Genomic DNA, 24,105 nt, shown 5'->3' on the forward strand with positions numbered 1-24,105 from the left:
GGCTACGCGAACACCAGATTATAGGACTTCAGATAGGCCCGGGCTTCTTCCACCCGGGAGCTGTGGCGCTGAACCAGGGCCCAGAATTCGGCGCCGTGGTTGAGGTGTCTGCGGTGGGCCAGTTCGTGGACGACCACGTAATCCAGCACAAAAGGCGGCATGGTGACCAGCTTCCAGTTGAAGTTCAGGTTGCCCCGCGAGGAGCAGCTGCCCCAGCGGGTGGACTGGTCCTTGACCCGGATGGCTTCATAGCTCACGCCCATTTCACGGGCGTAGTGGCTGCAGCGCCCGAATATATGGCTTTTGGCCTGCTGGCGATACCAGGCGGCCACCTGCTCTCCCAGGCTCCGGTTCCCACCGAGGGCGGGAATCACCACCAGTTTCTCCGCGCGAATCCCCACGCTGCCACGCAGGCAGGCGCCGCAAGAGCGTTCCAGCTCGTACCACTGTCCAAGATAGGGCACCTGGGAGCCGGGCTCCCAGGTGATGTGACGCATATGGCGGCTGAGTTCTTCGAAGGTTTGCTGCAAGTGGTTCCAGTGGGTCTGCACGAAGAGATCAATGGCGGCGGCTGGCGTCCGCACGGGCGCGGTAACGCGAATGCCCTCGGGGGAAACGCGAGCCCTGATACAACGTGCGCCACGGTGGCGCGAGATGGTCAGGTGCTCGGAGCGCATCAGGCGTTGCGGGGGATAGCGATCATCTTTTCCACCGCCGCCCGCGCCTTCAGGCGTATCTCCTCGGGGACCGTGATGATGTTCTCCATGGTTTCCAGGGAGCGGATGATGCTGTCCAGAGTAGTCATCTTCATGTTGGGGCAGAGCAGGCGGCGCGAAGCAATATAAAACTTCTTGTCGGGATTATCCTTGCGCAGCTGGTACAGCACTCCCATCTCGGTGGCGATGATGAATTCCCGCGCACTGCTCTGCCGGGCGTAGGGGGACATGCCGCTGGTGGAGCAGATGTGGTCGGCCAGGGTCAGCACTTCCGGCGCGCACTCGGGGTGGGCAATCACCTCGGCGTCGGGATACAGGGCCTTGACCTCTTCCACATCGGCCGCGTTGACGCGATCGTGGGTAGGGCAGTAGCCGCTGTACCACTTGATATCCTTTTCGGGAAAGTGGCGCGCTGCAAACTTGGCCAGGTTCTTATCGGGAATCATGAGGATCTTGTCGTTTTCAATACTCTCGATGACCTTCAGCATATTGCCCGAGGTGCAGCAGATATCGGAGTACGCCTTCACTTCCGCCGAGCTGTTCACATAGCAGACCACGGTATAGCCGGGATATTCATCCCTGAGGGCCAGCAGTTTCTCCTTGGTGATCATGTCGGCCATGGGGCAGCCGGCCTGTATGGCGGGCAGAATCACGGTTTTTTCAGGGGAGAGGATGTAGACGCTTTCTGCCATGAAGTGCACTCCGGCGAAGACGATCACCGGAGCGTCGGTTCTGGTAGCTTCGATGGAGAGGCCAAGGCTGTCGCCGGCAAAGTCGGCAATGGCCTGCACTTCATCGCGCTGATAGTAGTGCGCCAGCAGGACGGCGTTTCGCTCCTTGAGCAGTTCACGGACCCGCTGCTGTTTTTCCTGTATGGACATGGTCATAGGTATAACTCCCGTATGTTTTCATGGGGCCCCGCAAGGTTTCAGGCGGCCATGCGGGCACCTGGAGCAGACACGACCGGGCAGGGGCGACGCCCGTTTTCCAGCAGCAAGTTATACCCCATGTGCCACCCCTTGACAAGGGAGGCACCAGCACAGATCCCCGAATCAGTTGACACTGTCGTCCCGCAGGGTATACTCCCATTTGGCTGGCAACGGCACTTCACAACAGGAGACAGGGTATGTTCGAGCAGTTCACCGAAAGAGCCAGGCGTATCATTATCATTGCCCGCCAGGAGGCCGCGCGCCTGCAGCAGGGCTCCATATCCACCGAACACCTGCTGCTGGGCATCATCAAGGACAACGGCGGCATCGGCGTCAATGTCATCAAGCGCATGGGCATCAACATCAACATCCTGAAGCTGGAGATAGAAAAATACCTGCCCATCGGCCGCAACACCATCATGGATGCCGACATCCCCTTCAGCGCCCAGTCCAAGAAGGTACTGGAGTACGCGGTGGAAGAGGCCAAACTCACCAATCAGAACTATGTGGCCGACGAACATATTCTCATCGGCCTGATGCGCGAACAGAAAGGCAAAGCCTACGATATCCTCAGCGCCATGGGCCTCTCGCTGCCCCATATCCGCGAAGAGATCAACCGCGTCATCGCCGGTCGTCCCGACCTGGACAGCATGAACCGCACCATCCAGTCCCGCAAGGCCCCCACACCCACCCTGGATGAATTTGGCCGCGACCTCACCAAACTGGCCGCCGAAGGCCGACTTGATCCCGTGATCGGCCGCGACAGCGTCATCGAGCGGGTCATCCAGGTGCTGTGCCGCCGCACCAAAAACAACCCTGTGCTCATTGGCGAGCCCGGCGTCGGCAAAACCGCCATCGCCGAAGGCCTGGCCCAGCGCATCGCCAGCCGGGATATCCCCGAAATTCTCGCCAGCAAACGCCTTATCAGCCTGAATCTGGGCATGCTGGTGGCTGGCACCAAGTACCGGGGCCAGTTTGAAGAGCGCATGAAAAATATCATGCGCGAGATCACCGAAAACGACAATGTCATCATCTTCATTGATGAAATCCATACCCTGATCGGCGCCGGCGCGGCCGAAGGCTCCATCGACGCCTCCAACATGCTCAAACCCAGCCTCTCCCGTGGCGAAATCCAGTGCATCGGCGCCACCACCCTGGCCGAATATCGCAAGTACTTTGAAAAGGACGCCCCCCTGGAGCGACGCTTTCAGACGGTACTGGTCAGCGAACCCTCCGACGACGACACCGTGGAAATCCTCAAGGGGCTGCGGGAGCGCTACGAAAAACACCACCACGTGCGCATCACCGATCCCGCCATCGTGGCCGCCATCAGCCTTTCCACCCGCTATATCACCAACAAGTTCCTGCCCGACAAGGCCATAGACGTCATAGACGAAGCCTGCGCCCGCGCCCGCATCTACAAGGTCATCCTGCCCGACAACCTCAAGAAGATGGAGAGCCGCTCCCAGCAACTGCGCGAAGAGCAGAAGGACGCCATCGGCAAGCAGGACTTCGAAACCGCCGCCAAACTGCGTGACGAGCAGGAAAAACTCATTATCCGGCTGGAGAAGGAGAAACTGGAGTGGAAGAAGGAGCAGGAGAAGATTGAACCCGTGATCGGTGAAGAGGACATCGCCAGCGTCGTCTCACTCATGACCGGCATCCCCCTGCAAAAACTCCAGGAGCGGGAAACCCAGAAGCTGCTCTCCCTGGAAGACGAGCTGCACAAGCGCATGGTGGGGCAGGACGAAGGCGTCAAAGCCGTGGCCAAGGCCATCCGCCGCAGCCGCGTCGGCCTGCAGTCTGCCACCAAGCCCATCGGCGCCTTCCTCTTCCTCGGCCCCACTGGCGTGGGCAAAACCGAACTGGCCAAATCCCTGGCCGAACACCTCTTCGACAATGAAGACGCCCTGGTGCGCTTCGACATGAGCGAATACATGGAGAAACACTCCGTCTCCCGCCTGGTAGGCGCGCCTCCGGGCTACGTGGGCTACGAAGAAGGAGGCCAGCTGACAGAAAAAGTGCGCCGCCGCCCCTACAGCGTCATCCTGCTGGATGAAATCGAAAAAGCCCACCCCGAAATCTTCAACATCCTGCTGCAGATCTTCGACGATGGCCGCCTGACCGACTCCTACGGCCACGTGGTGGATTTCCGCAACACCATCATCATCATGACCTCCAACGCCGGAGCCCGCATGATTGGAGCCGACAAGCAGATGGGCTTCGGCAAGGACGCCACCCGCTCCCACAGCGTCATCGACTTCGACCGCATGAAGGAAAACGTCATGGGTGAAGTGCGCCGCATCTTCAGCCCCGAACTCATCAACCGCATCGACGAAATCGTCGTCTTCCACCCCCTGGAAGAGAGCCACCTGCGTCAGATCCTGCACCTGCTGCTGGAAACCATGAACCGACGCCTCAAGGATCGCCAGCTGCGCCTGCAGCTGACCGACGAAGCCTGCGACTTCCTGCTGCAGAAGGGCTACGACAAAATCTACGGCGCCAGACCCCTCAAGCGGGTCATGCAGAAATTCGTGGAAGACACCCTGGCCGAAGAACTGCTGCGGGGAAAATTCAAAAACCGCAAAAACCTGAAAATCACCGTGGAAAATGACCAGGTGAAGTTCAAGTAGGGTACGGCAGAGAAAAGACATGATTGCAACAACTATCCTGAATGCGCCTGAAGGAGTAAACCCACGATGAAAGTACGCAAAGCCGTTTTACCCGTTGCGGGCCTTGGCACCCGCTTTCTGCCCGCCACCAAGGCCATGCCCAAGGAGATGCTGCCCCTGCTGGACAAGCCCTTGATTCAGTATGTAGTGGAAGAAGCCGTGGCCTCGGGAATCGAGCAGATCATCTTCGTCACCGGTCGCACCAAGCGCCCCATTGAAGACCACTTCGACAAGGACTACCGCCTGGAAACCCAGCTGCAGGAGTCCGGCAAAACCGAACTCCTCAAGATGGTCAGGGATATCACCGACATGGTGGAAATAGCCTATGTACGCCAGAAAGAAGCCCTGGGCCTGGGACACGCCGTCCTGACCGCCAAAAACCTCGTGGGCAACGAGCCCTTTGCCGTTATGCTGGGCGACGACATCATCCGCACCCCCTCCACCCCCGGCATCGGCCAGCTGGTGGAGCAGTTTAACCGCTACCAGGCATCCGTGCTGGCAGTAGAAAAAGTCCCCATGCAGCAGATCTCCTCCTACGGCTGCGTAGCCGCCAGCGAAATCGCCCCACGCACCTTTAAAGTCAGCGACATGGTGGAAAAACCCCCCGTGGCCGAAGCCCCCAGCGACCTTGCCATTATCGGCCGCTACATCCTGACCCCGGAGATATTCCCCATACTGGAGCAGACCCGCGCCGGCCGGGGCGGCGAAATCCAGCTGACCGACGCCATCAAGGCACTTGGCCACCAGCAGGACATCTACGCCTACCTCTTTGAAGGCAAACGCTACGACTGCGGCGACAAGCTGGAATATCTGAAAGCCACCGTGGAACTGGCCCTGATGCACCCGGAATTCGGCGAGCCACTGGGAGAGTTTATTCGGAGCCTGAAGCTGTAGCCAGGCCGCTGCCCCCCATCTGCGACGCGGGAGTTGGAAGGGAAAAAGGCAGGGTCTCACACAAAGGGCACCAAGGCACAAAGAAGAATGGGAGTGACAGGCAGTGCCTCTCGCCTGTTCGCTGCGCTCACTGGGGACGCAGATCACTCATCCTGGACAAGGCACAAGTGAAGAAATCAGAGCAAGCTAACATAAAGGGCAACGTTGCTGTCATGTTGCAAGCAAATCGCCTTTTCTGAATTGTAGCCGCAGTGGAAACTTTTCCACTGCGGCATTGCCTTTCCTTGGCGTCTTTGCGAACTTGGCGTGAGAAACTGCCTTTCTGCATTTGCCATTATCTGCGTTCATCTGCGAAATCTGCGGATAATATGCCTTTCCTCTTTTCAAGCCTCTCGTGGTAAATCCCCATCTTTGTGAGCGCGCAAGCGGAAAAAGAAGCGGACATTTGCGGGATTTCCCGCAGCTCACCGTGGGGTGTCTTGGCGTCTTTGCAGCTTGGCGTGAGGAACTGCCTTTCTGTATTTGCCGTTATCTGCGCTCATCCGCATAATCAGTGGAGGCTTAAATCCCCCACAACCTGCCAGTAAAATGTAACGGCGTTTGCCTTAGTCATTGATATTCACTCCTGCCTGTGGTAACTCTCCTGAACTACAGAAATCATAACTTTTCAAAGAGGGAACACCATGGACGTAAAACTTTACGACACAACCCTGCGTGATGGCACCCAGTCGGAGGATATCTCCTTCACGGTTGAAGATAAATTGCATGTGGCTCAGCTGCTTGACGACTTCGGTATTCACTATATTGAAGGCGGCTGGCCCGGCTCCAACCCCAAGGATATTGAGTTCTTCCACGCGGTAAAGAAGCTTAACCTGAAGAATGCCCGCATCAGCGCTTTCGGTTCCACCCGTCGTGCCAAACTGACGTGCGAGGAGGATCCCAACATCCAGGCGCTGCTGGAGAGTCAGGCTCCGGTGGCCTGCATTTTTGGCAAAACATGGGATTTCCATGTGACCACGGCACTGCAGATCAGCCTGGAGCAGAATCTGGAGATCATCGAGGACTCCCTGGCCTACCTGAAGAAGAATGTGGAGGAGGTCTTCTACGACGCCGAGCACTTCTTTGACGGCTACAAGGCCAATCCGGAATACGCCATCAAGACTCTGCTGGCGGCCCAGCGCGGTGGGGCCGAGACCATCGTGCTGTGCGATACCAACGGCGGCACGCTGCCCTTTGAGCTGGGGGCGATCATCGAGGAAGTAAAGAAGCACATCAGCGTGCCCCTGGGCATCCACTGCCACAACGACAGCGAGCTGGCGGTGGCCAACTCCATCACGGCGGTGAAGCACGGTATCACCCAGGTGCAGGGCACTATCAACGGGTTTGGCGAGCGCTGCGGCAATGCCAATCTCATCAGCATCATCCCGAACCTGAAGCTGAAGATGGGCCTTGACTGTGTCAGCGATCAGGGTCTGCGCAAGCTCAACCACCTGAGCCATTCGGTGCGGGAGCTGGCCAACCTGGGTGAGTGGAAGAACCAGCCCTACACGGGTAAGAGCGCCTTTGCCCACAAGGGCGGTATCCACGTTTCCGCCATTCTCAAGAATCCCGAAACCTACGAGCATATTGCCCCCGAGGTGGTGGGCAACAAGCGCCGCGTGCTGGTCAGCGACCTCAGTGGCCGCTCCAATATCCAGTACAAGATCGAGGAGATGGGGCTGGATATCGATATGAACGACCCCAGCGTCCAGGAAGTGGTGCAGAAGATCAAGGATCTGGAGAATCAGGGTTACGCCTACGAAGGAGCCGAAGCCAGTATGGAACTGCTGCTGCAGAAGTCCCGTGGCAACCTGCCCGAGTACTTCAAGCTGCGCGGCTACCGTGTGGTAGACGAGCGGCGCGAGCAGGACGCCGAGCCCATCAGCGAGGCCACAGTGCGCCTGGAAGCTCCCAACAATGAGGTCTATCACACGGCTGCCATGGGCGATGGTCCGGTAGACGCCCTCAACAGCGCCCTGCGCAAGGCGCTGATTCAATTCTACCCCATCCTGGACGAGGTCACCCTGGTGGATTACAAGGTGCGCATCCTGAACACTACCGTGGGCACCAAGGCCAAGACCCGTGTCCTGATTGAATCCACCGATGGCAAAAGCACTTGGTCAACGGTGGGCGTCCACTGCGACATCATTCGTGCATCCTACCTGGCACTGGTGGACTCCATCCGCTATAAGTTGTATAAAGAAAAAATCTGATCCGACCACAACAGGATATTTCCCTTCAGGCTGGGGCGCTTTTCGTGCTCCAGCCTGAAGCTTTTCCGAAAAACTCTCCAGGAAGGCCCCCATGCCCAACACTGCCGAAGAAGAACGCGTTGCCGAGCAGCTGGAAGCCATAGGCGTCCAGCTGGGCACATATACCACCATCTACCTGATCCTGGCCGGAATTACGGCTGTCTTTGCCCTGGTCTACTCCCTGCGCCAGGGGCGCACCGATGTGGGCATGGCTCTCTTTCTCAGCCTGGCCCTCGGACTGTTCTGGCCAGTGACTCTTATCCTCTTTGTGCGCAAGTTTTTTTTCAACAAGGAAATCCCCAACAAGCCCGTGTACCGCAAACCATGGGAAAAGTGGCAGAAGTAGCCGTGAAGACCTCCCCGGAGCACATATTTATCAGCGATTTCGATGGCACCATCACCCGGCGCGACTTCTTCCGCGTCGCCCTGGAACAGCTTCCCGCTGAGTGCGGGCGCTGGTGGCAGGCCTACGAGGATGGCCGCCTGGGGCACTTTGAGGCCCTGGCGCGCACCTTCGCTGAACTGCGTATCAGCCTGGATCAGATGGATGAGCTGCTGCGCGCCATGGAGCCGGAACCAGAGCTGGCCCGCTGCTGCGGACAGCTGGAGCAGAACCGCTGGCAGCTGGTCATCGCTTCGGCTGGTTGCGCCTGGTATATCCAGCGCCTGCTGAGTCAGCACCAGGTAAACCCGACCCTCTATGCCAATCCGGGCACCTTCAGCCCATCCCATGGACTGAGGATGACGCTTCCCGCAGGCGAGTTTTTCACCTGCCAGACAACGGGCGTCGACAAGGAAGCCATCGCCCGTCACTACCTGGAACGCGGCTGCACCATCGCCTTCGCCGGAGACGGACGACCCGATCTGAAACCAGCGCTGCTGGCTCCCCCTCACCTGCGCTTTGCCCGCGGCTGGCTGGCCGAGGAGCTGACCCGCCGCCAGGAGGGTTTTCTTCCCTTTGAACGCTGGGCCGAGGTGGTCACCCACCTGCCCGATTCGGCAGCACAACCCACGTGAGCAGCACCAGCATCACCATTCCCGGCCTGGTACGCATCAAACCCGGAGCCCTGGAGCGGCTGGGTATCTACTGTCAACGCCAGGGATTCGGTCGCGTGGCCATCGTCATGAGCGCCGACCTGCCCACTGCTCTGACGGCGGCGCTGAAAAGCTCCCTGGAAAGCGCCGATATTCACATCCTCTTCAGACAGGAGGCCGCGGAGCCTGACTTCGACGAGGCTCGCGATATCTTTGCGGCCCTGCCGTCACAGGCAGACGCGATCATTGGCTTTGGGGGAGGCAAGGCCCTGGATGTGGCCAAATTCGCGGCTGCCCTGGCCCGGAAACCCTACCTGAGTGTCCCCACATCCCTTTCCAACGACAGCTTTGCCAGCCCGGCAGTCAGCCTGCTGCTCAGGGGAGCGAAACGCTCTCTGAATGCCACCATGCCCTTCGGAGTCATCATCGACACCCAGGTCTGCCTGGGCGCTCCCCGCCAGCTGTGGCACTCCGGCGTCGGCGACCTGTCAGCCAAGCTGACGGCGGTGCGCGACTGGAAGCTGGCCTTCCACACGACGGGCGAAAAAGTGAACGATTTTGCGGCTCTGCTTTCCGATGCCACTGTTTTCCAGTTTCTGGCGCGTCCTGCCCACGACCTGCAGGGAGTGCGCCTGCTGGGCACTGCCCTGATGCAGAGCGGTATTGCCATGGAAATCTGCGGCTCGTCGCGCCCGGCCAGCGGCAGTGAGCACCTCATCAGCCACGCCCTGGATCGCATGGCTCCCCAACAGCACCTGCATGGCATTCAGGTGGGTGTGGCCACCTATATTGTGGCTCACCTCCAACGCAACGAACACCTGTGCGCCCTGGCCGGGCTCTTTGAGCATACCGGCTTCTGGGAAAGCGCCGCCAGCAGTGGCCTGAACCGCCAGCAGTGGCAGGAGGCAATAGCCCTGGCACCCCGTATCAAGCCAAATTTCCATACCATTCTCTCCCAGCGTGACTGGTGGCCGGAAATCGCCCACTTGCTGGAGCATGACCCCTGGCTGCGCGCCTGCTTCGTGTAGCAAGAAGCTACATTCCTCGGTTGAAAGTGTATTTTGTTGCGCCACCCCGGCTCATCCTGGCGTTTCCCTGCTTGCCACCTGACTCTAACCCAGCTATACTTCATTATTTCCATCATATGGTCTGCCATATAACTCAGCGATCACGCCGGAGGTGATTCCATGCCGTCGCGACCCGTCTCCACTTACAAACCCTTGTGCCAATCCGATGACAAGGACAGCCTGAAGAACGATATCCAACGCCACGTGATCTCCTCGCTGGGCAATGACTACGATCCACCCCGTCCCTACCCCTACTACAAGGCACTGGCATATGCCGTGCGCGATCGCATGGTGGATCGCTGGATCTATACCCAGCGGCGTTACCACGAGTCCAAGGCCAAGCGGGTCTACTACCTCTCCCTGGAGTTTCTGCCGGGGCGCTTCCTGAAAAACAACATCTACAATCTGAATATGGATCAGTGCAGCCGTCAGGCGGTGGCCGAATTCGGCTTTGACCTGGAGGATCTGTCCGAGCTGGAATGGGATGCCGGCCTTGGCAATGGCGGCCTGGGTCGCCTGGCTTCGTGCTTCCTGGACTCCATGGCCGCTCTGCAGATTCCCGGCCACGGCTACGGCATCCGCTACGATTACGGCATCTTCTTCCAGACCCTCTCCAATGGCCACCAGATTGAAAAATGCGACAACTGGCTGCGCAACGGGAACCCCTGGGAATTCGAGCGACCGGAAAATCTCTATGAGGTTCAGTTTGGCGGGCACACCGAGGCGTACCAGGACGAAAATGGCAAAACCAGCTTCCGCTGGGTAGGTACCGATAATATCATGGCCATGGCCTGCGACACCCTGATTCCCGGTTACGACAACGGCCATGTCATCAACATGCGCCTGTGGGCTGCCAAGTCCAGCCGCGAGTTCAACCTGGAGTTCTTCAACATGGGCAACTATGTGGGCGCGGTGGAAGACCGCATTCACAGCGAGACCATCTCCAAGGTTCTCTACCCCAATGACAGTGTGGATCAGGGACGCGAGCTGCGACTGCGCCAGCAGTACTTCTTTGTCTCCGCCACCTTCCAGGATATTCTGCGCCGCCATAAGAAGCATATCGCCTGCTGGAGCGAGTTCCCCGACCACGTGGCCGTTCAGCTCAACGATACCCACCCCTCCATCGCCGTGGCCGAATTCATGCGCCTGCTCATCGACCAGGAACATCTGGAGTGGAACGAGGCCTGGGACGTATGCGTGCGCACCTTCGCCTACACCAACCACACCCTGCTGCCCGAAGCCCTGGAAACCTGGCCGGCCGCCCTGCTGGGCCGGGTGCTGCCCCGCCATATGGAGATCATCCTGGAAATCAACCGCCACTTTCTGGCCAAGGTTCGTCAGCATTTCCCCGGCCGCGATGACCTGCTGGAAAAACTCTCCATCATCCAGGAGCATCCGGAACGGCGCGTACGCATGGCCCACCTGGCCATTGTGGGCAGCCATACGGTCAACGGCGTATCCGCCCTCCACAGCCGCCTGCTGCAGGAGCGCGTCTTCCCTGAATTCGTGGAGCTGTTCCCCGGCAAAATCAAAAATGTCACCAACGGCATCACCCCCCGCCGCTGGCTCTTGCAGGCGAATCCCGGGCTGGCCGCTCTGATCAGCCAGCACATCGGCACTGGCTGGATCACCCATCTGGATGAGATGAAGAAGCTGGCCCCCATGGTGGATGACCCCGCCTTCCGGGAGGCGTGGCGCAAGGTGAAAAAAGAGAACAAGCAGCGCCTGCTGCGCTATGTGCTGCGCAAGACCGGCATCAACATCGACGAAAGCTCCCTCTTTGATGTCCAGGTGAAGCGCATCCACGAATACAAGCGTCAACTGCTCAATATCATCTATGTCATCTCTCTCTACAACCGCCTGCGCAAAGACCCGTCGTCGGTCACAGTGCCGCGCACCGTTTTCTTCGGCGGCAAGGCCGCCCCCAGCTATGTGGCTGCCAAGCTGGTCATCAAGCTTATCAATTCGGTAGCCGAGGTGGTCAACAACGACCAGAGCATCGACAACAAGCTCAAGGTCATCTTTCTCTCCAACTACTGCGTCTCCCAGGCGGAAAAGATCATCCCCGCCGCCGACCTTTCCGAGCAGATATCCACTGCCGGCATGGAGGCTTCGGGAACCGGGAATATGAAATTCGCCCTCAACGGGGCCCTCACCATCGGCACCCTGGACGGCGCCAATGTGGAGATCATGGAGGAAGTCGGCCGCGACAACATCTTCATTTTCGGCCTGAAAGCCGAAGAGGTTGCCGAAAAGCGTCGCAGCGGACATAACCCCTGGGACTGCTATCACCAGAATCCTGCCCTGCGCGAGACCCTGGATATGATCCGCGACAACTTCTTCAACCCTGAAGAACCGGGAATATTCCAGCCCCTGCTGCATTCGCTGCTGGAAGGTGGCGACCACTACATGCTGCTGGCCGACTACGCCGACTACGCCGCCACCCAGGAAGCGGTGGATAAGCTCTACCTGGACCAGGATGAGTGGACCAGGCGCAGTATCATCAACAGCATCAATATGGGAAAATTCTCCAGCGATCGCTCCATCGGTGACTACGCCCGCGATATCTGGAAAGTGGAGCCGCTGAGCAGGGCTGACTTCAACGGCAACTGCCCGCTGCCCGGGGAGGACGCGTGAAAAGCATAGTTGCCGCCACCGACCTTTCAGAACGGGGCAACCTGGCGCTGCAGCGTGGCATCTACCTGGCCAGCCAGATGCGCCTGCCCCTGCGCATCCTGCATGTGGTGGACGAAGAGCTGCCAACAAGCATCAGGGAGAGCCTGCAGGAGGAGGCAGTTGGCGTCATTGAGCAGGCACTGGCCGGGCTTGAAAAGCCCGCCGGCACCCCCATTGACATTGTGCAGGGACGAGGCAGCAGCACCATCCGCCAGTACGCCCAGGAGCACGAAGCCGCCTGCATCGTCGTCGGCCGCCACCGGGAAACCACCTTTATGGATATGCTGCGCGGCTCCACCATTGAGCGACTGCTGCGCCATGGCGATCGCCCGCTCTTTATAACCAAGCAACCACCGAAAAACACCTACTCACGCATCCTCATCGCGGTGGACTTTTCGCCCCACTCGCGTCGGGCGGTGGAGTTCGCCCTGCACAGCTTCCCCACGGCCGAATACTGCCTGACCCACGCCTTCGAGCCCCCCTTTTCCGCCTTCATGGTGGGCGATGAAAGCATGCAGTCCCCCGGCGACCGCCACGAGCGGGAAATGCGCCAGATTATCCACGACGAACTGCGCACCTTTATTTCTACTTTTGATATTTCCACACGCCCCCTGAACCTGCGCGTACAGCCAGGACAGCCACTGCAGGTCATCAAGGAGGAGCTCGGCCGCTTCAAAGCCGATCTGCTGGTGGTGGGAACCCATGGTCGCAGGGGCATCGCCCACGCCCTGCTGGGCAGCGTGGCCGAAAGCCTGCTGAAGGGGGTGGAATGTGATGTGGCGGCGGTGCGGGCCTTCTGAGCACACGCCATCATTTTATCAGCTTGCCAAGCGTAAGGGAGCACCTATGAAAACCGTCCACGTCGCCATCCTCTGGCACATGCACCAGCCCTACTACCGTGACCCCGTTTCGGGGCGCTACGAAATGCCCTGGGTGTTCCTGCACGCCATCAAAGATTATTACGACATGCTCCACCTGGCGACCCACAATGGCTGTCCCTGTACCTTCAACCTGGTTCCCTCCCTGCTCAAGCAGCTGGAGGACTACGCCAGCGGCCAGGCCCACGACAAGATCCTGGAGCTGATCGCCCGCGATCCGGGCCTGCTGAATGACGAGGAACGGCCTCTGCTGCTGCGCTACCTCTTCTACGCCAACGAGCGGCACATGATCGGGCCGCTGCCGCGCTACCGGGAATTCCTGGAACGCAAGAAAGCGGGGCGGGATAACTTCAACGCCGATGAGATCCTCGACCTGCAGGTGCTGTTCCTGCTGGCCTGGAGCGGCAATGAGCTGAAGAAGGAGCCGCTGGTGGCGGAGCTGGTGCGCAAGGGCCGCCACTTCACCCACCAGGATAAACAGCGGCTTATGGCCCTGCAGCTGGAGTTTGTGGCACGCATCATCCCCGCCTATCGTCAGGCGGTTGCCGACGGCCTGATTGAGATCAGCGCCACCCCCTTCTACCACCCGATCCTGCCCCTGCTCATCAACATGGAACGGGCACGGGAAGCCATGCCAGGCAGCACCTTTCCCGCCATTGCCAATGAGCTTTTCGCCAAGGACGCGACTCAGCAGGTGCGCATGGCCAGAGAGTACATGGAGAAACTGGGCTTTGCCATCCAGGGCTTCTGGCCCTCCGAAGGCAGTGTCAGCCCGGAGGTCGCCCGCCTGTTCCACCAGGAAGGGGTTCAGTGGATCTGCACCGATGAGGAGATTCTGGGGCGCAGCCTGGGGCACCTGGAGCGGCGGGATATCTATCAGGTCTATGCGCACGAAGGGGTCAGGCTGCTGTTCCGCGACCGGGAGCTGAGCGATCTGGTGGGCTTCAACTACAGCGCCTGGAACCAGACCGATGCGGCCCACGACCTGATTGGCCGTCTGGAGCGCATTGCCGATACGCTGCCCGATGGCGGCATTATCCCCATATTCCTTGATGGCGAAAATGCCTGGGAGCATTACGCCGAAGATGGCAGATACTTTCTCAGCAGCCTTTACCAGCAGCTGCGTCAGCACCCTCTCCTGAAGCCCGCCACCATCTCGGAGTGCCTGGAGCACCACGAGGCCAGGCCCCTGCCCAGGCTGCACTCCGGCTCCTGGATCTATGCGTCATTTTCCACCTGGGCGGGCCATCACGAAAAAAATCGTGCCTGGGAGCTGCTCAACGCCACGCGCCTGTTTCTGGGGAAAAATGATCCCGACCAGCGCAACGCCAAGGCCTGGGAGGCCATCATGGCCGCCCAGGGCAGCGACTGGTTCTGGTGGCTGGGCGATGACCAGCACAGCGAGCTGAAGGATCTGTTCGATCTGCTCTTCCGCGAACACCTGATCACCGTCTACCGCAGCCTGGACCAGAATCCGCCATCCAACCTGTTCACCCCCATACGGCAACAGAGATTCAAAAGCCCCCACAAGGCACCCACCAGCGCCATTCATCCCATTGTGGACGGCAGGACCGACTCATTTTTCTCCTGGCTGGGCGCTGGTTACATCGACCTGCGCGCCAACCAGAGCATGCATCGCAAGCAGAATATCCGGGGGCTGCAGTACGGCTACGCTGCCGATGGCCAGACCCTCTACCTGAAAGTGCTGTGTCATGAGATCCCGCAGGATGCCTCCCACAGCCTGGAGTTGCTGGCAGGCACCACCGCCTACGCCACCATCCCTTTTCACACCGGTGGACACACCAGCCAGCCGCATATCCACAGTGCGGTGGAAAACGAGGTGGAGATTGCCATCCCCACCCAGGCCCTGGAGCAGCACGCAGACGGCGACACGCATTTCACCCTTACCTTTATCCACCACAGCAGCCATGGGGAAATTGAGCGCACGCCACCCCACGGGCCGGCATTTCTGGAAAAAGGGCAGGATCTGCTGCTGAAGAACTGGGTGGTCTGAAAATCAGTATCGCCCCACCCTCCTTGGAACGACGCGAAAAAACAGTTGCACTTATGTTCGTTCTTGTGCGAATATCAATTGTAACATTTTAGCGAACTATCGCTCCGGAGTGTCTCATTGCTTCAAAGCTTCTTTTTCAAAAAACAAGCTGACTCCCAGTCACTTTTTGCAACAGAATTTTCGCCACAAGGCGTGTCAGTTGCCGAAATTGAACACAAATCCGAAACAAACCGGCTCACCCATTGTGCCTTCCTGGAGTCACCCCAGAAACAGCAGGTACAGCTGCTCCGTGAACATGTGCAACACCACGCCCTGCAGGGCAGGCCCTGTTCCGTTGTCCTTCACCCCAGCCAGTACCAGTTGCTTTTTCTTGACCGGCCCGAAGAAATTCCTGACGGCGAGCTGGCTGAGGCACTGCGCTGGCGCATCAAGGATCTGGTGCAGATACCCATGTCAGAAGCCGTGCTGGAGGTCATCCCCCTTCCCGCCGACGCGTTCCGGGGCCGCATGCAGATGGTGTATGTAGTGGTGGCCCACCGCAAAACCATTGAGGAGAAGGCAGAGGCCATCAAGTACTGCGGGCTGCACCTGCAGGCTATAGATATTGGCGAAATGGCCCTGCGCAACATCGGCCTGCTGCTCCCCCAGCGACAGCAGGGATTCGGCATTGTGCGGGTGGAAGACGAAGGGGGAACTATCAACCTTATGGAAAAAGAAGCCCTCTACCTGAGCCGCCGTATCGAAAATGGCTTGCTCTCCCTGCAGCCAGACCAGGCCGAACCCCGCGAGGTGGATCCCAACTTCGCCTTTTTCCAGACGGTGGACAGCCCTGCGGAAGCCCTGCTGCTGGAACTTCAGCGCTCACTTGATTACTATGAAAGCCAGCTTGGCAAGGGCAGCATAGCCAGACTGCACTTCACTCCCCTGGACGCCGACCTCCCCCTGGAGTTCCTGCAGGAGCGCCTGGGCATTCCCGTCGAAGTCATGCAACTGAACCACTTTCTGCAGGCAAGTGAACCCTGGCCCCTGAAACTTCAACAGCGCTGCATTCGCGCCATTGGCGGAGCACTGCGCCAACGGGAGCAGGCATGAGACAGGAGATAAATCTCTACCAGGAGCAGTTCAGGCCCAAACCCATCGCCTTCCCTGCCAGGCGTATCGCCGTGATAGCCGGACTGGCTCTGCTGACATTGCTGTGCATCAGTCTGCTGCAAGCGTTCTCCCTTCAGCAAAGCCGTGCGGAACTGTTGAAGGCCCAGGCAGCAGTACAGGGAGCAGAGCAGAAGCTGATAGCTTACCTCACCCAGTATCCAAAACCCCAACCGGATGCCCAGTTGCCCGAACGCATTGCCCAGCTGGAAAAGACCATCGCCTATCAGAACAGTCTGATCAGCGCCCTGACCCTGGACATCGACTCTGGCGCAAGGGGATTCTCCCCCTTCCTTTCCGCCATGGCCCGCCAGACCGTTCCCCAGGTGTGGCTGACCCAGATTTATCTCTACGACGGAGGCCGGCAGATGGCCCTGCGGGGAGAGACCCTCGACCCTGGCAAAATGCCATTGCTGCTGACCGCCTACTCCCGTGAGGAGATTTTTCGGGGTCTGGATTTTGAAGCCTTCTCCATGGAACGCAGCCAGCATGATCCAGCCATCGCGCAGTTCACCCTTGGGACACCCCGGCCCTCCCGGATTCTGAGCCTCACCAACATGACACCATTGCAGCGATTCCAGATGCGTTCCCAGGGAGAGACGCCATGAAGATACTCCGCAACCTCAGCGACCTGGCACAGCGCCTTGACCAGCGTACCCCCCGGGAACGGGCCATGGTATTAGCGGTTCTGGTTCTCGTTCTGCTGTTGGCCTGGCACACCGGCATGGCAAAACCTCTCCAGCAGCGCATTGAGCAGAACCGCCAGCAATCCCGCGATCTCCTGGCCAATGCGGCCCATATGGAGCAACAGGCGCAGCAGGTCCGTCAGGCGCATATGAACGATCCAGACCACGCCCTGCGGACCAGGGCCAGTGAACTCACCCAGCAGTCCCGGCTCCTGGAAGAGCGCATTCAGCACGCCATGGAGCATATGGTGGAACCACGGAAAATGCCGGTACTGCTGCGCGACCTGCTGGCCCGCCAGAACGACATCACCCTGCTGCGCCTGGAGAGTATTGCCGGCGCACCCTTTCACCCTGCTGCTCAGGAAGTCAGCTCCCGCGCGACCCGCACCTATCGCCACGGTCTGCGCATGGAGCTCAAGGGCACCTACATGAGTCTGCTGCGATACCTGGAGACAGTGGAAGAGCTGCCATGGCACTTCATCTGGCACACCATCGAGTACCAGGTCACCGACCATCCCGAAGCCATCATCTATCTGGAAATCTACACCATCGGCACCCAGCAGAAATGGATCGGCGTATGACAACACGTCTTTTCTGGCCCATGCTGCTGGTTCTGTGCCTGTGCGCCACCACCTGGGCCCGACACCTGAGTGATCCCACCCGACCCTGGAAACCCACGGAACAGGCACCGGCAGCCCTTGAGACTCAGGACAAGACAAGCCAGCCCAAGGCCGTCGACTTCGTCTTCATCGGACATCAGTCATGGGCCATGATCAACGGCAAGCGCTACCAGGTAGGCGACTTCTTCGATAACGGCCACATCATCAGTATAGATACGACCCATATCACCATGGAAAATATCAGGGGGCACCGATGGAATATTCCGGTAAAGCGTTAAGAGCACTCGTCATCTTCGTATTCCTCATGGCTATCGCTGGCTGCGCCGCCCAGCGCCCCGGCGGTCCGCCCCCAGAACTGCCTTCCCAGCGCCAGGGCGCGATGCCCAGCTTTGATGACTCCTTTGCCCAAAGCGAGTCTCCCCGTCCCGTCAGCCCCCAGGAGCTGCCGCCTCTGGTCATCCCCTCGCCCTACCAGACGATATCGCCCTTTGACGGCGCGCCACCGGTATCGCTGCAGCTTTTTGATGCTCCGCTGCGGGAGGTACTGGCCACGGTGGCGGAAGACGCTGGCCTCAATGTGGTTTTCCATCAGGGAGTACCCCAGGCTTTCCCCCTGAGCCTGACCCTTGACCGCACTCCCGTGGAAGAAGCGCTGGAAATTATCATGGACATCAGCGGCTGCTACTATCAGCTGCGCGGGCAGACCCTCCATGTTCACCGCTTTGTCACCAGAACCTTCAATATCCCCTATGTCAATACGCGATCATCATTTGTGTCAAATCTTGGTGGTGACGTGCTGGGAGGCAGCGGCACCGGTGCCAACTACCGTGGCGAGTTCTCCATGCGCTACGACAATCCCGAAGAGATGAACGACTTCTCCCTGCACATCCAGGAGAATGTGGAAAAACTCCTTTCTGAGGAGGGGCGCTATGTTCTCAACCGCTTCAGCGGTGTTCTGAACGTCACTGATCACCACCCCAATGTGCAGAATATCGAACTGATGCTGGAACGAATCCTGGAACACTCCTTCAAACAGGTGCTCATCGAAGCCCAGATCTTTGAAGTGGTGCTCAACGACAGCCACTCCCTGGGTATTGACTGGACCAACGCCTTCAGCGCTGGCAGTGGAGTTGGCACCATCGGCCAGGCAACAGGTGGTTCCTTCGGCCTGCCCGGCGGCGATATGGCCACTGGTGTCGTCCAGTACACCCGTAACAATTTCACGGGGATGCTGCAGGTCATGCGCAATGCCGGCAACCTGGAAGCCCTTTCCAATCCCCGTATCCGGGTCATGAACAGCCAGACGGCTATTATCTCCTCCGGCCGCATAACCCCTTTCTGGACCAAGCGGGTGGACTACAGTGAAGTCGGCGGCCAGATCAACCGCATTGAAACCTACGATCGCCGCGATGTGCTGTCGGGCATCTCCATGGGTGTAACTCCGGTCATCGCCCCCGATGGCTCCATTCTGCTCACGGTGATTCCCGTCTCCACCAACTTCGAAGAGATCGATCAGCAGACTGACAGCAGCGGCGACCTGATCGTTTCGGCACCGGTGGTCAACATGAAGGAAGCGGGCACGATCATCCGCGTGCAGGATAACGACATGGTGGTCATCGGCGGGCTTATCTCCACCTCGACCCGTCGGGAGACCCAGGAAGTAAGCGGCCTTTCCGCCATACCCCTGCTGGGACACCTCTTCCGTGGCAGTCGCGATGTGCAGGAGCGACGCGAACTGGTGATCTTTCTGCGTATCCGTTCCGTGGAGATATGACCATGAGTCGGCCCGGAATTTTCACCACCTTGCTGTTTATGGCCTTAAGCTGTGCCGCTGCCCAGGCCGCCACGGATATGCCGCGGCAGGCGGTTTCCACGGCCAATATGCTGAACCTGCGTTCAGGGCCCAGCCCTTCCCATAGCATAACCGGCACCCTCGCCCTCCATCAGGAGGTCACCATCATGGAGACTCTCCAAAGCGACGCCGGGTATACCTGGTATCGGGTGCAAACCGAAAATCAGCAGGGATTCGCTTTTGGCAGATACCTGCACCTGCTGCCCCAGGAGCCCCGACAGCCAGTGGCGGGAAAAGTTCAGAGCTATCAGCTCAATGTGCGCAGCATGCCCTCCGCCCAGGGCTCCGTGGTACGGGTTCTGGAGCAAGGTGAGCTGGTAACTGTTGAAAGGGAAATTCCCAACGGGCTCCACGCCCCCTGGTATGAAATCCGCCTTGCACAAGAGCAGCGGGGGTTTGTGTACTCCGCCCATATCACCCTGCAGGGGACCAGCACCTCTGGACCAATGACAGCGACCGTGGCAGAGCCCCCACTGGCCAAAAATCCAGCGCAAGCCCCCGAGACAACGGCTGTCACTGCTTCGCCAGCGAAATTCATGGCTCCCCGTGAGCGCATGGAACACCTGAACAAAGCCGACCTGTTCTACCGCCAGGGCCGCCTCTACGAAAGCCTGCTGCTCTATAAACATGTGGTGCAGCACAGCCACCCTTCGCGCAGCCTGCTGATCAATATTGTCTATCTGCAGGGGCAGCTTGGGCGCGATGGACACGCCCACGCGTTTATCGACCAGCACCCTGAGCACAAGGCCCTGCTGGCCTACTCCTACGCCATCGGCTTTCTGGAGGGCCAGCGCCCCCTCCATGAGCTCACGTCCTCCCTGCAGCAGTACCTGCCCTCTGATCACAACGGTATGCTCACCTTCCTGCTGGGCTCCATCCGCGAGCAGCAGGGAGAATACGCTGCCGCCCAGCGCCATTACTTCCAGGCCATGGAGCGCGACCCTTCCAGCGCACACTTCCGCTACGCCGCAGCGCGCATGGGTGAACTCAACGGCCAGACCGCGCAGGCGCGGCAGCTCTACCAGAGTGTCGTGCGTTCGGCAAACCAGCAGCTGGCCCAGTACGCCCGCACCCGGCTGCAGCAGCTGGAACCTCCAGGAGTCTGGTGATGAGTGCCCCGAACCGCAAAATCCGCATCGGCGACCTGCTGACCGAGGCGGGATATATTACCGAAGAGCAGCTTGGACAGGCGCTGGAAGAGCAGAAGCGCTCCGGCAAAAAGCTTGGCCATGTCCTGGTGGAAAGTGGCATGGTCAGCGAGGACAAGTTTCTGCGCCTGCTGGCGGAAAAAGCCCGACTCCCCTTTGTGGAGCTCAAGCACTACAAGTTCCGCGAGGAGCAGACCCGCAAGCTGCCGGAAACCCTGGCCCGCCGCTTTCGCGCCATTATCCTCAGTGAGCGCACAGACGGCTTCCTGATCGGCATGGCCGACCCCATGGATATCTTCGCCATGGACGAGATGCAGCGCATCCTCAAGCGGCCGGTCTTTCCCGCCGTGGTGCGGGAGTCGGAGCTCATCAGTTCACTGGACAGCGTCTACCGGCGTCAGGAGGACATCTCTTCCATCGCCGAAGAGCTGGAAGACGAGCTCAAGGGGGCCAGCGATTTCGACCTGACAACCCTGATGGGCGGCGGCAAACGCAACACCTCGGAACTGCTGGTGGTACGCCTGCTGCAGTCCATCCTGGAAGACGCCATTCAGGCCAAGGCCTCGGATATTCACATTGAACCCGACGAAAACATCCTGCGCATCCGCCACCGCATCGATGGCATCCTCCATGAGCAGACCATGAAAAAACAGCGCATCGACTCGGCACTGGTCATGCGCCTGAAGATCATGTCCGGCCTGGATATATCGGAAAAACGCATCCCCCAGGATGGACGCTTCAACATCAAAATCCGCGGCCACATGGTGGACGTGCGGGTTTCCACCCTGCCCAGCCAGTACGGAGAAACCGTCGTCCTGCGTATCCTCGACCAGTCCCAGGGGATCCTGCAGCTGGATCGCATCGGCATGCCCGAGGCTATACTGGAGCGCTTTCGCACCCTGATAAAGCGGCCACACGGCATGATTCTGGTCACCGGCCCCACCGGAAGCGGTAAAACCACCACCCTCTACGGTGCCCTCAGCGAACTGAACACGCCGGAAGTCAAGATCATCACCGCCGAAGATCCAGTGGAATATCGCCTGCCCCGCATCACCCAGGTACAGATCAACCCCAAAGTCGGCCTGACCTTCGCCCGTGTCCTGCGCTCTTCCCTGCGCCAGGATCCCGACATCCTCCTGGTAGGGGAAATGCGCGACCAGGAGACCGCGGAAATTGGCCTGAGATCGGCCATGACCGGACACCTGGTGCTCTCGACCCTGCACACCAACGATGCCATCAGCACCGCCACCCGCCTGATCGACATGGGCGCTGAACCCTTCCTGGTGGCCACGGCTCTGCGCGGAATCATCTCCCAGCGCCTGATCCGCTGCATCTGCGAAAACTGCAAGGAAGTCGACACGCCCAGCCCACGGGAGAAGATCTGGATCGAATACCTGACCGGCAAAGCCTTTGACGAACAGACTGCCTACTTCCGGGGCAAGGGCTGCCACCAGTGCAATAACACCGGTTACAGCGGCCGCATGGGTGTCTATGAACTCCTGGAAATGAATGAGCCCATGATGGATGCCCTGCGCCGAAGCGACGGCTCGGCCTTTGCCCGTGCCGCCCGCGAGGACAGCCGCTACTGCCCCCTGGCCCTGTGCGCTCTGGATGCGGCCCAGGCCGGAAAAACCACTATCGACGAAGTGTTTAAGGTCTCCGCTTCCCTGGAAGAGCACCCGGAGCCCTCGGCTGAACCTCCTTCTGCGACGCAGAGCGCTCCATCCATGGTGCCCACGCCCCACATGGCTGAATTGACGGCCCTGAAAGGAGACTAAATCCATGCCGAGCTTCGAGTATACCGGCCGCGGCGCCAGCGGATCACCTGCCACTGGCGTCATGGAAGGCAGCAGTGCCGATGCCGTCGCCACAGAGCTGCTGGCCCAGGGTATCACCCCCGTCAGTATCCTGCCCGCCAGAACCGCAGGCACCGGTACGCCAAAAAATTCCCTGGATATCGGGAAAATTTTCCGCAGTGCCAGGGATTTTTCCACCCGCGAAGGCCAGGTCAAACCCGATGAACTGCTGATGTTCTGCCGTCAGATGTACGCCCTTATCAAGGCGGGGGTGCCCCTGATGCGCACCCTGCACGGACTGGCCGATGCCAGCCACAGCAAGGCCATGCAGAAGGTTCTGCGGGATGTGGCCCACCAGCTGGAGTCGGGCATGTCGCTTTCGGCCAGCATGCAGGTACATTCCCGGGTATTTCCTCCCATCGTCATCAATATGGTGCATATCGGAGAGAATACCGGACAGCTGGATAATGCCTTTTTACAGGTGGCCGCCTACCTGGAGATGGACAAGAACAACAAGAAACGCATCAAACAGGCCACCCGCTACCCCACGGTCATCATTTCAGCCATGGTACTGGCCATCACCGTTATCAACATCATGGTCATCCCCGCGTTCACCCAGGTGTTCGCCCGCATGGGCAGCGACCTGCCACTGGCGACCCGCTTTCTCATCGGCATGTCCAACGCCTTCACCCACTACTGGTGGCTGATGCTCCTGATGGCGCTGCTGGCCTATGCCAGCCTGAAATACTCCCAGCGGACCCCTTCCGGCGCCCTGCTGCTGGATCGTGTCAAACTGAGCATTCCCCTGATAGGGCCGCTGACCGAGCGCATCGTGCTCTCCCGCTTCTGCCGAACCCTGGCCATGATGCTCAGCGCCGGAGTTCCGGCCCTGCAGGCCCTTTCCGCCGTATCCCGCTCCGTAGGCAATCTGTATATCGCCCAATCCATCGATCAGATGCGCCAGAGTATTGAAGGCGGCGAAAGCCTCTCCCGCAGTGCTGCTGCCACCAAGCGCTTTACCCCCATGGTGCTGCAGATGATGGCCGTTGGCGAGGAGACCGGCTCCACCGACACCATGCTGCTGGAAACCGCCGAGTTCTACGATCAGGCCATCGACTACGACCTCAAACGCCTCTCCGATGCTTTGGAACCTATACTGCTGGTATTCATGGGGGCGCTGGTGCTGCTGCTGGCCCTGGGAATCTTCATGCCCATGTGGAGCATGGGCAGCGCCATGGGAAGGTGATCATGCAAAGGGGCTTTACCCTGCTGGAGCTGCTGCTGGTCATGATTATCGTGGGCGTGCTGGGTGGAGTGGCGATCATGAACTGGCCAGGCCAGAATCTGGAGCAGGGGGTGTCGGTCCAGAGGCTGGTCAGCGATATCCGCTACGCGCAACTGCGGGTGATGGCCTGTGAAAACTGCGAACGGGGTGAAATGGTATTCAGCGTCAATCCCCCTGAGTACCGTTTTTTCCTGTACCGCAACGCCACCGCTACCGCTGAAGCATTCGCGGACGGGGAAATGATACGGGATCTTGAGCCAACTGGCCTGAGCTTCAGCGGTACTCTGGGTTTTGACGCTACCTTCGGCGAACCCACCATCAACCTGCCCCCGGACAGCGGCATCTGCGTCTTCCCGGAAACCGGCTATGTGGAAGCGGGACCATGCAGCTAAGCTAA

20 protein-coding genes are annotated in these 24,105 nt (G+C 59.5%); 18 read left to right on the forward strand and 2 right to left on the reverse strand.

The features are described 5' to 3' along the window. Window positions 1-2 precede the first annotated feature (2 nt). Together ACZ46I_RS02835 and nadA are read right to left on the reverse strand one after the other, a co-directional pair. Window positions 3-677 carry a M48 family metallopeptidase gene (locus tag ACZ46I_RS02835; protein WP_464281364.1) on the reverse strand — a complete coding sequence of 225 codons (675 nt, stop codon included), beginning with the start codon at window positions 675-677 and terminating at the stop codon, window positions 3-5. After that, window positions 677-1,597: a quinolinate synthase NadA gene (gene nadA / locus ACZ46I_RS02840; RefSeq protein WP_464281863.1), complete on the reverse strand. Its 921-nt coding sequence runs from the start codon at window positions 1,595-1,597 to the stop codon at window positions 677-679. The genes ACZ46I_RS02835 and nadA overlap by 1 nt, the downstream gene beginning before the upstream one ends. 245 nt (window positions 1,598-1,842) lie before the next feature. Between nadA and ACZ46I_RS02845 the strand changes: the two genes are divergently transcribed. The 18 genes from ACZ46I_RS02845 to ACZ46I_RS02930 all read left to right on the forward strand — a co-directional run bounded on the left by ACZ46I_RS02845 (window position 1,843) and on the right by ACZ46I_RS02930 (window position 24,100). Next, window positions 1,843-4,278: an ATP-dependent Clp protease ATP-binding subunit gene (locus tag ACZ46I_RS02845; RefSeq protein WP_013504888.1), complete on the forward strand. Its 2,436-nt coding sequence runs from the start codon at window positions 1,843-1,845 to the stop codon at window positions 4,276-4,278. 66 nt (window positions 4,279-4,344) lie between these two features. After that, window positions 4,345-5,211: a UTP--glucose-1-phosphate uridylyltransferase GalU gene (gene galU, locus ACZ46I_RS02850; RefSeq protein ID WP_226508415.1), complete on the forward strand. Its 867-nt coding sequence runs from the start codon at window positions 4,345-4,347 to the stop codon at window positions 5,209-5,211. Between the two features lie 683 nt (window positions 5,212-5,894). Continuing rightward, window positions 5,895-7,463 carry a citramalate synthase gene (cimA, locus tag ACZ46I_RS02855; protein WP_013504853.1) on the forward strand — a complete coding sequence of 523 codons (1,569 nt, stop codon included), beginning with the start codon at window positions 5,895-5,897 and terminating at the stop codon, window positions 7,461-7,463. A gap of 91 nt (window positions 7,464-7,554) precedes the next feature. After that, window positions 7,555-7,848 carry a hypothetical protein gene (locus tag ACZ46I_RS02860; protein ID WP_464281365.1) on the forward strand — a complete coding sequence of 98 codons (294 nt, stop codon included), beginning with the start codon at window positions 7,555-7,557 and terminating at the stop codon, window positions 7,846-7,848. A gap of 2 nt (window positions 7,849-7,850) precedes the next feature. Beyond that, a complete protein-coding gene (locus ACZ46I_RS02865) occupies window positions 7,851-8,519 on the forward strand; it encodes an HAD-IB family phosphatase (RefSeq protein ID WP_464281366.1) in 669 nt (222 codons plus the stop codon). Continuing rightward, window positions 8,516-9,565, forward strand: coding sequence for an iron-containing alcohol dehydrogenase family protein (locus ACZ46I_RS02870; protein WP_464281367.1), 1,050 nt, complete (start codon window positions 8,516-8,518; stop codon window positions 9,563-9,565). Before ACZ46I_RS02865 ends, ACZ46I_RS02870 begins: the two co-directional genes overlap by 4 nt. 159 nt (window positions 9,566-9,724) lie before the next feature. After that, a complete protein-coding gene (locus ACZ46I_RS02875) occupies window positions 9,725-12,241 on the forward strand; it encodes a glycogen/starch/alpha-glucan phosphorylase (protein WP_464281368.1) in 2,517 nt (838 codons plus the stop codon). Further along, entirely contained in the window at window positions 12,238-13,080 is an 843-nt protein-coding gene (locus ACZ46I_RS02880; RefSeq protein ID WP_464281369.1) for a universal stress protein, read from the forward strand. The genes ACZ46I_RS02875 and ACZ46I_RS02880 overlap by 4 nt, the downstream gene beginning before the upstream one ends. A 46-nt stretch (window positions 13,081-13,126) precedes the next feature. Beyond that, entirely contained in the window at window positions 13,127-15,172 is a 2,046-nt protein-coding gene (locus tag ACZ46I_RS02885) for a glycoside hydrolase family 57 protein (RefSeq protein WP_464281370.1), read from the forward strand. Window positions 15,173-15,364: 192 nt separating this feature from the next. Continuing rightward, the gene (locus tag ACZ46I_RS02890; protein WP_464281371.1) at window positions 15,365-16,264 is read left to right on the forward strand and encodes a hypothetical protein; all 900 of its coding nucleotides are present in this window, start codon (window positions 15,365-15,367) and stop codon (window positions 16,262-16,264) included. Continuing rightward, a complete protein-coding gene (locus ACZ46I_RS02895; RefSeq protein WP_464281372.1) occupies window positions 16,261-16,929 on the forward strand; it encodes a hypothetical protein in 669 nt (222 codons plus the stop codon). The genes ACZ46I_RS02890 and ACZ46I_RS02895 overlap by 4 nt, the downstream gene beginning before the upstream one ends. After that, window positions 16,926-17,588 (forward strand): type II secretion system protein GspM, encoded by a 663-nt coding sequence (gene gspM, locus ACZ46I_RS02900; protein WP_013504844.1) that lies wholly within the window; start codon window positions 16,926-16,928, stop codon window positions 17,586-17,588. Before ACZ46I_RS02895 ends, gspM begins: the two co-directional genes overlap by 4 nt. Further along, the gene (locus ACZ46I_RS02905; RefSeq protein WP_464281373.1) at window positions 17,585-17,905 is read left to right on the forward strand and encodes a hypothetical protein; all 321 of its coding nucleotides are present in this window, start codon (window positions 17,585-17,587) and stop codon (window positions 17,903-17,905) included. The genes gspM and ACZ46I_RS02905 overlap by 4 nt, the downstream gene beginning before the upstream one ends. Further along, a complete protein-coding gene (locus ACZ46I_RS02910; RefSeq protein WP_226508407.1) occupies window positions 17,881-19,401 on the forward strand; it encodes a type II secretion system protein GspD in 1,521 nt (506 codons plus the stop codon). The genes ACZ46I_RS02905 and ACZ46I_RS02910 overlap by 25 nt, the downstream gene beginning before the upstream one ends. 2 nt (window positions 19,402-19,403) lie before the next feature. Continuing rightward, on the forward strand, window positions 19,404-20,588 hold the full coding sequence (locus tag ACZ46I_RS02915) for an SH3 domain-containing protein (RefSeq protein WP_464281374.1): 1,185 nt from the start codon (window positions 19,404-19,406) through the stop codon (window positions 20,586-20,588). Then, a complete protein-coding gene (locus ACZ46I_RS02920) occupies window positions 20,588-22,405 on the forward strand; it encodes a GspE/PulE family protein (protein WP_013504840.1) in 1,818 nt (605 codons plus the stop codon). Before ACZ46I_RS02915 ends, ACZ46I_RS02920 begins: the two co-directional genes overlap by 1 nt. 4 nt (window positions 22,406-22,409) lie before the next feature. Continuing rightward, window positions 22,410-23,669: a type II secretion system F family protein gene (locus ACZ46I_RS02925; RefSeq protein ID WP_464281375.1), complete on the forward strand. Its 1,260-nt coding sequence runs from the start codon at window positions 22,410-22,412 to the stop codon at window positions 23,667-23,669. A gap of 2 nt (window positions 23,670-23,671) precedes the next feature. Further along, window positions 23,672-24,100 (forward strand): prepilin-type N-terminal cleavage/methylation domain-containing protein, encoded by a 429-nt coding sequence (locus ACZ46I_RS02930; protein ID WP_464281376.1) that lies wholly within the window; start codon window positions 23,672-23,674, stop codon window positions 24,098-24,100. Window positions 24,101-24,105: the final 5 nt, after the last annotated feature.

It is taken from the genome of Desulfurispirillum alkaliphilum, from assembly GCF_055378285.1.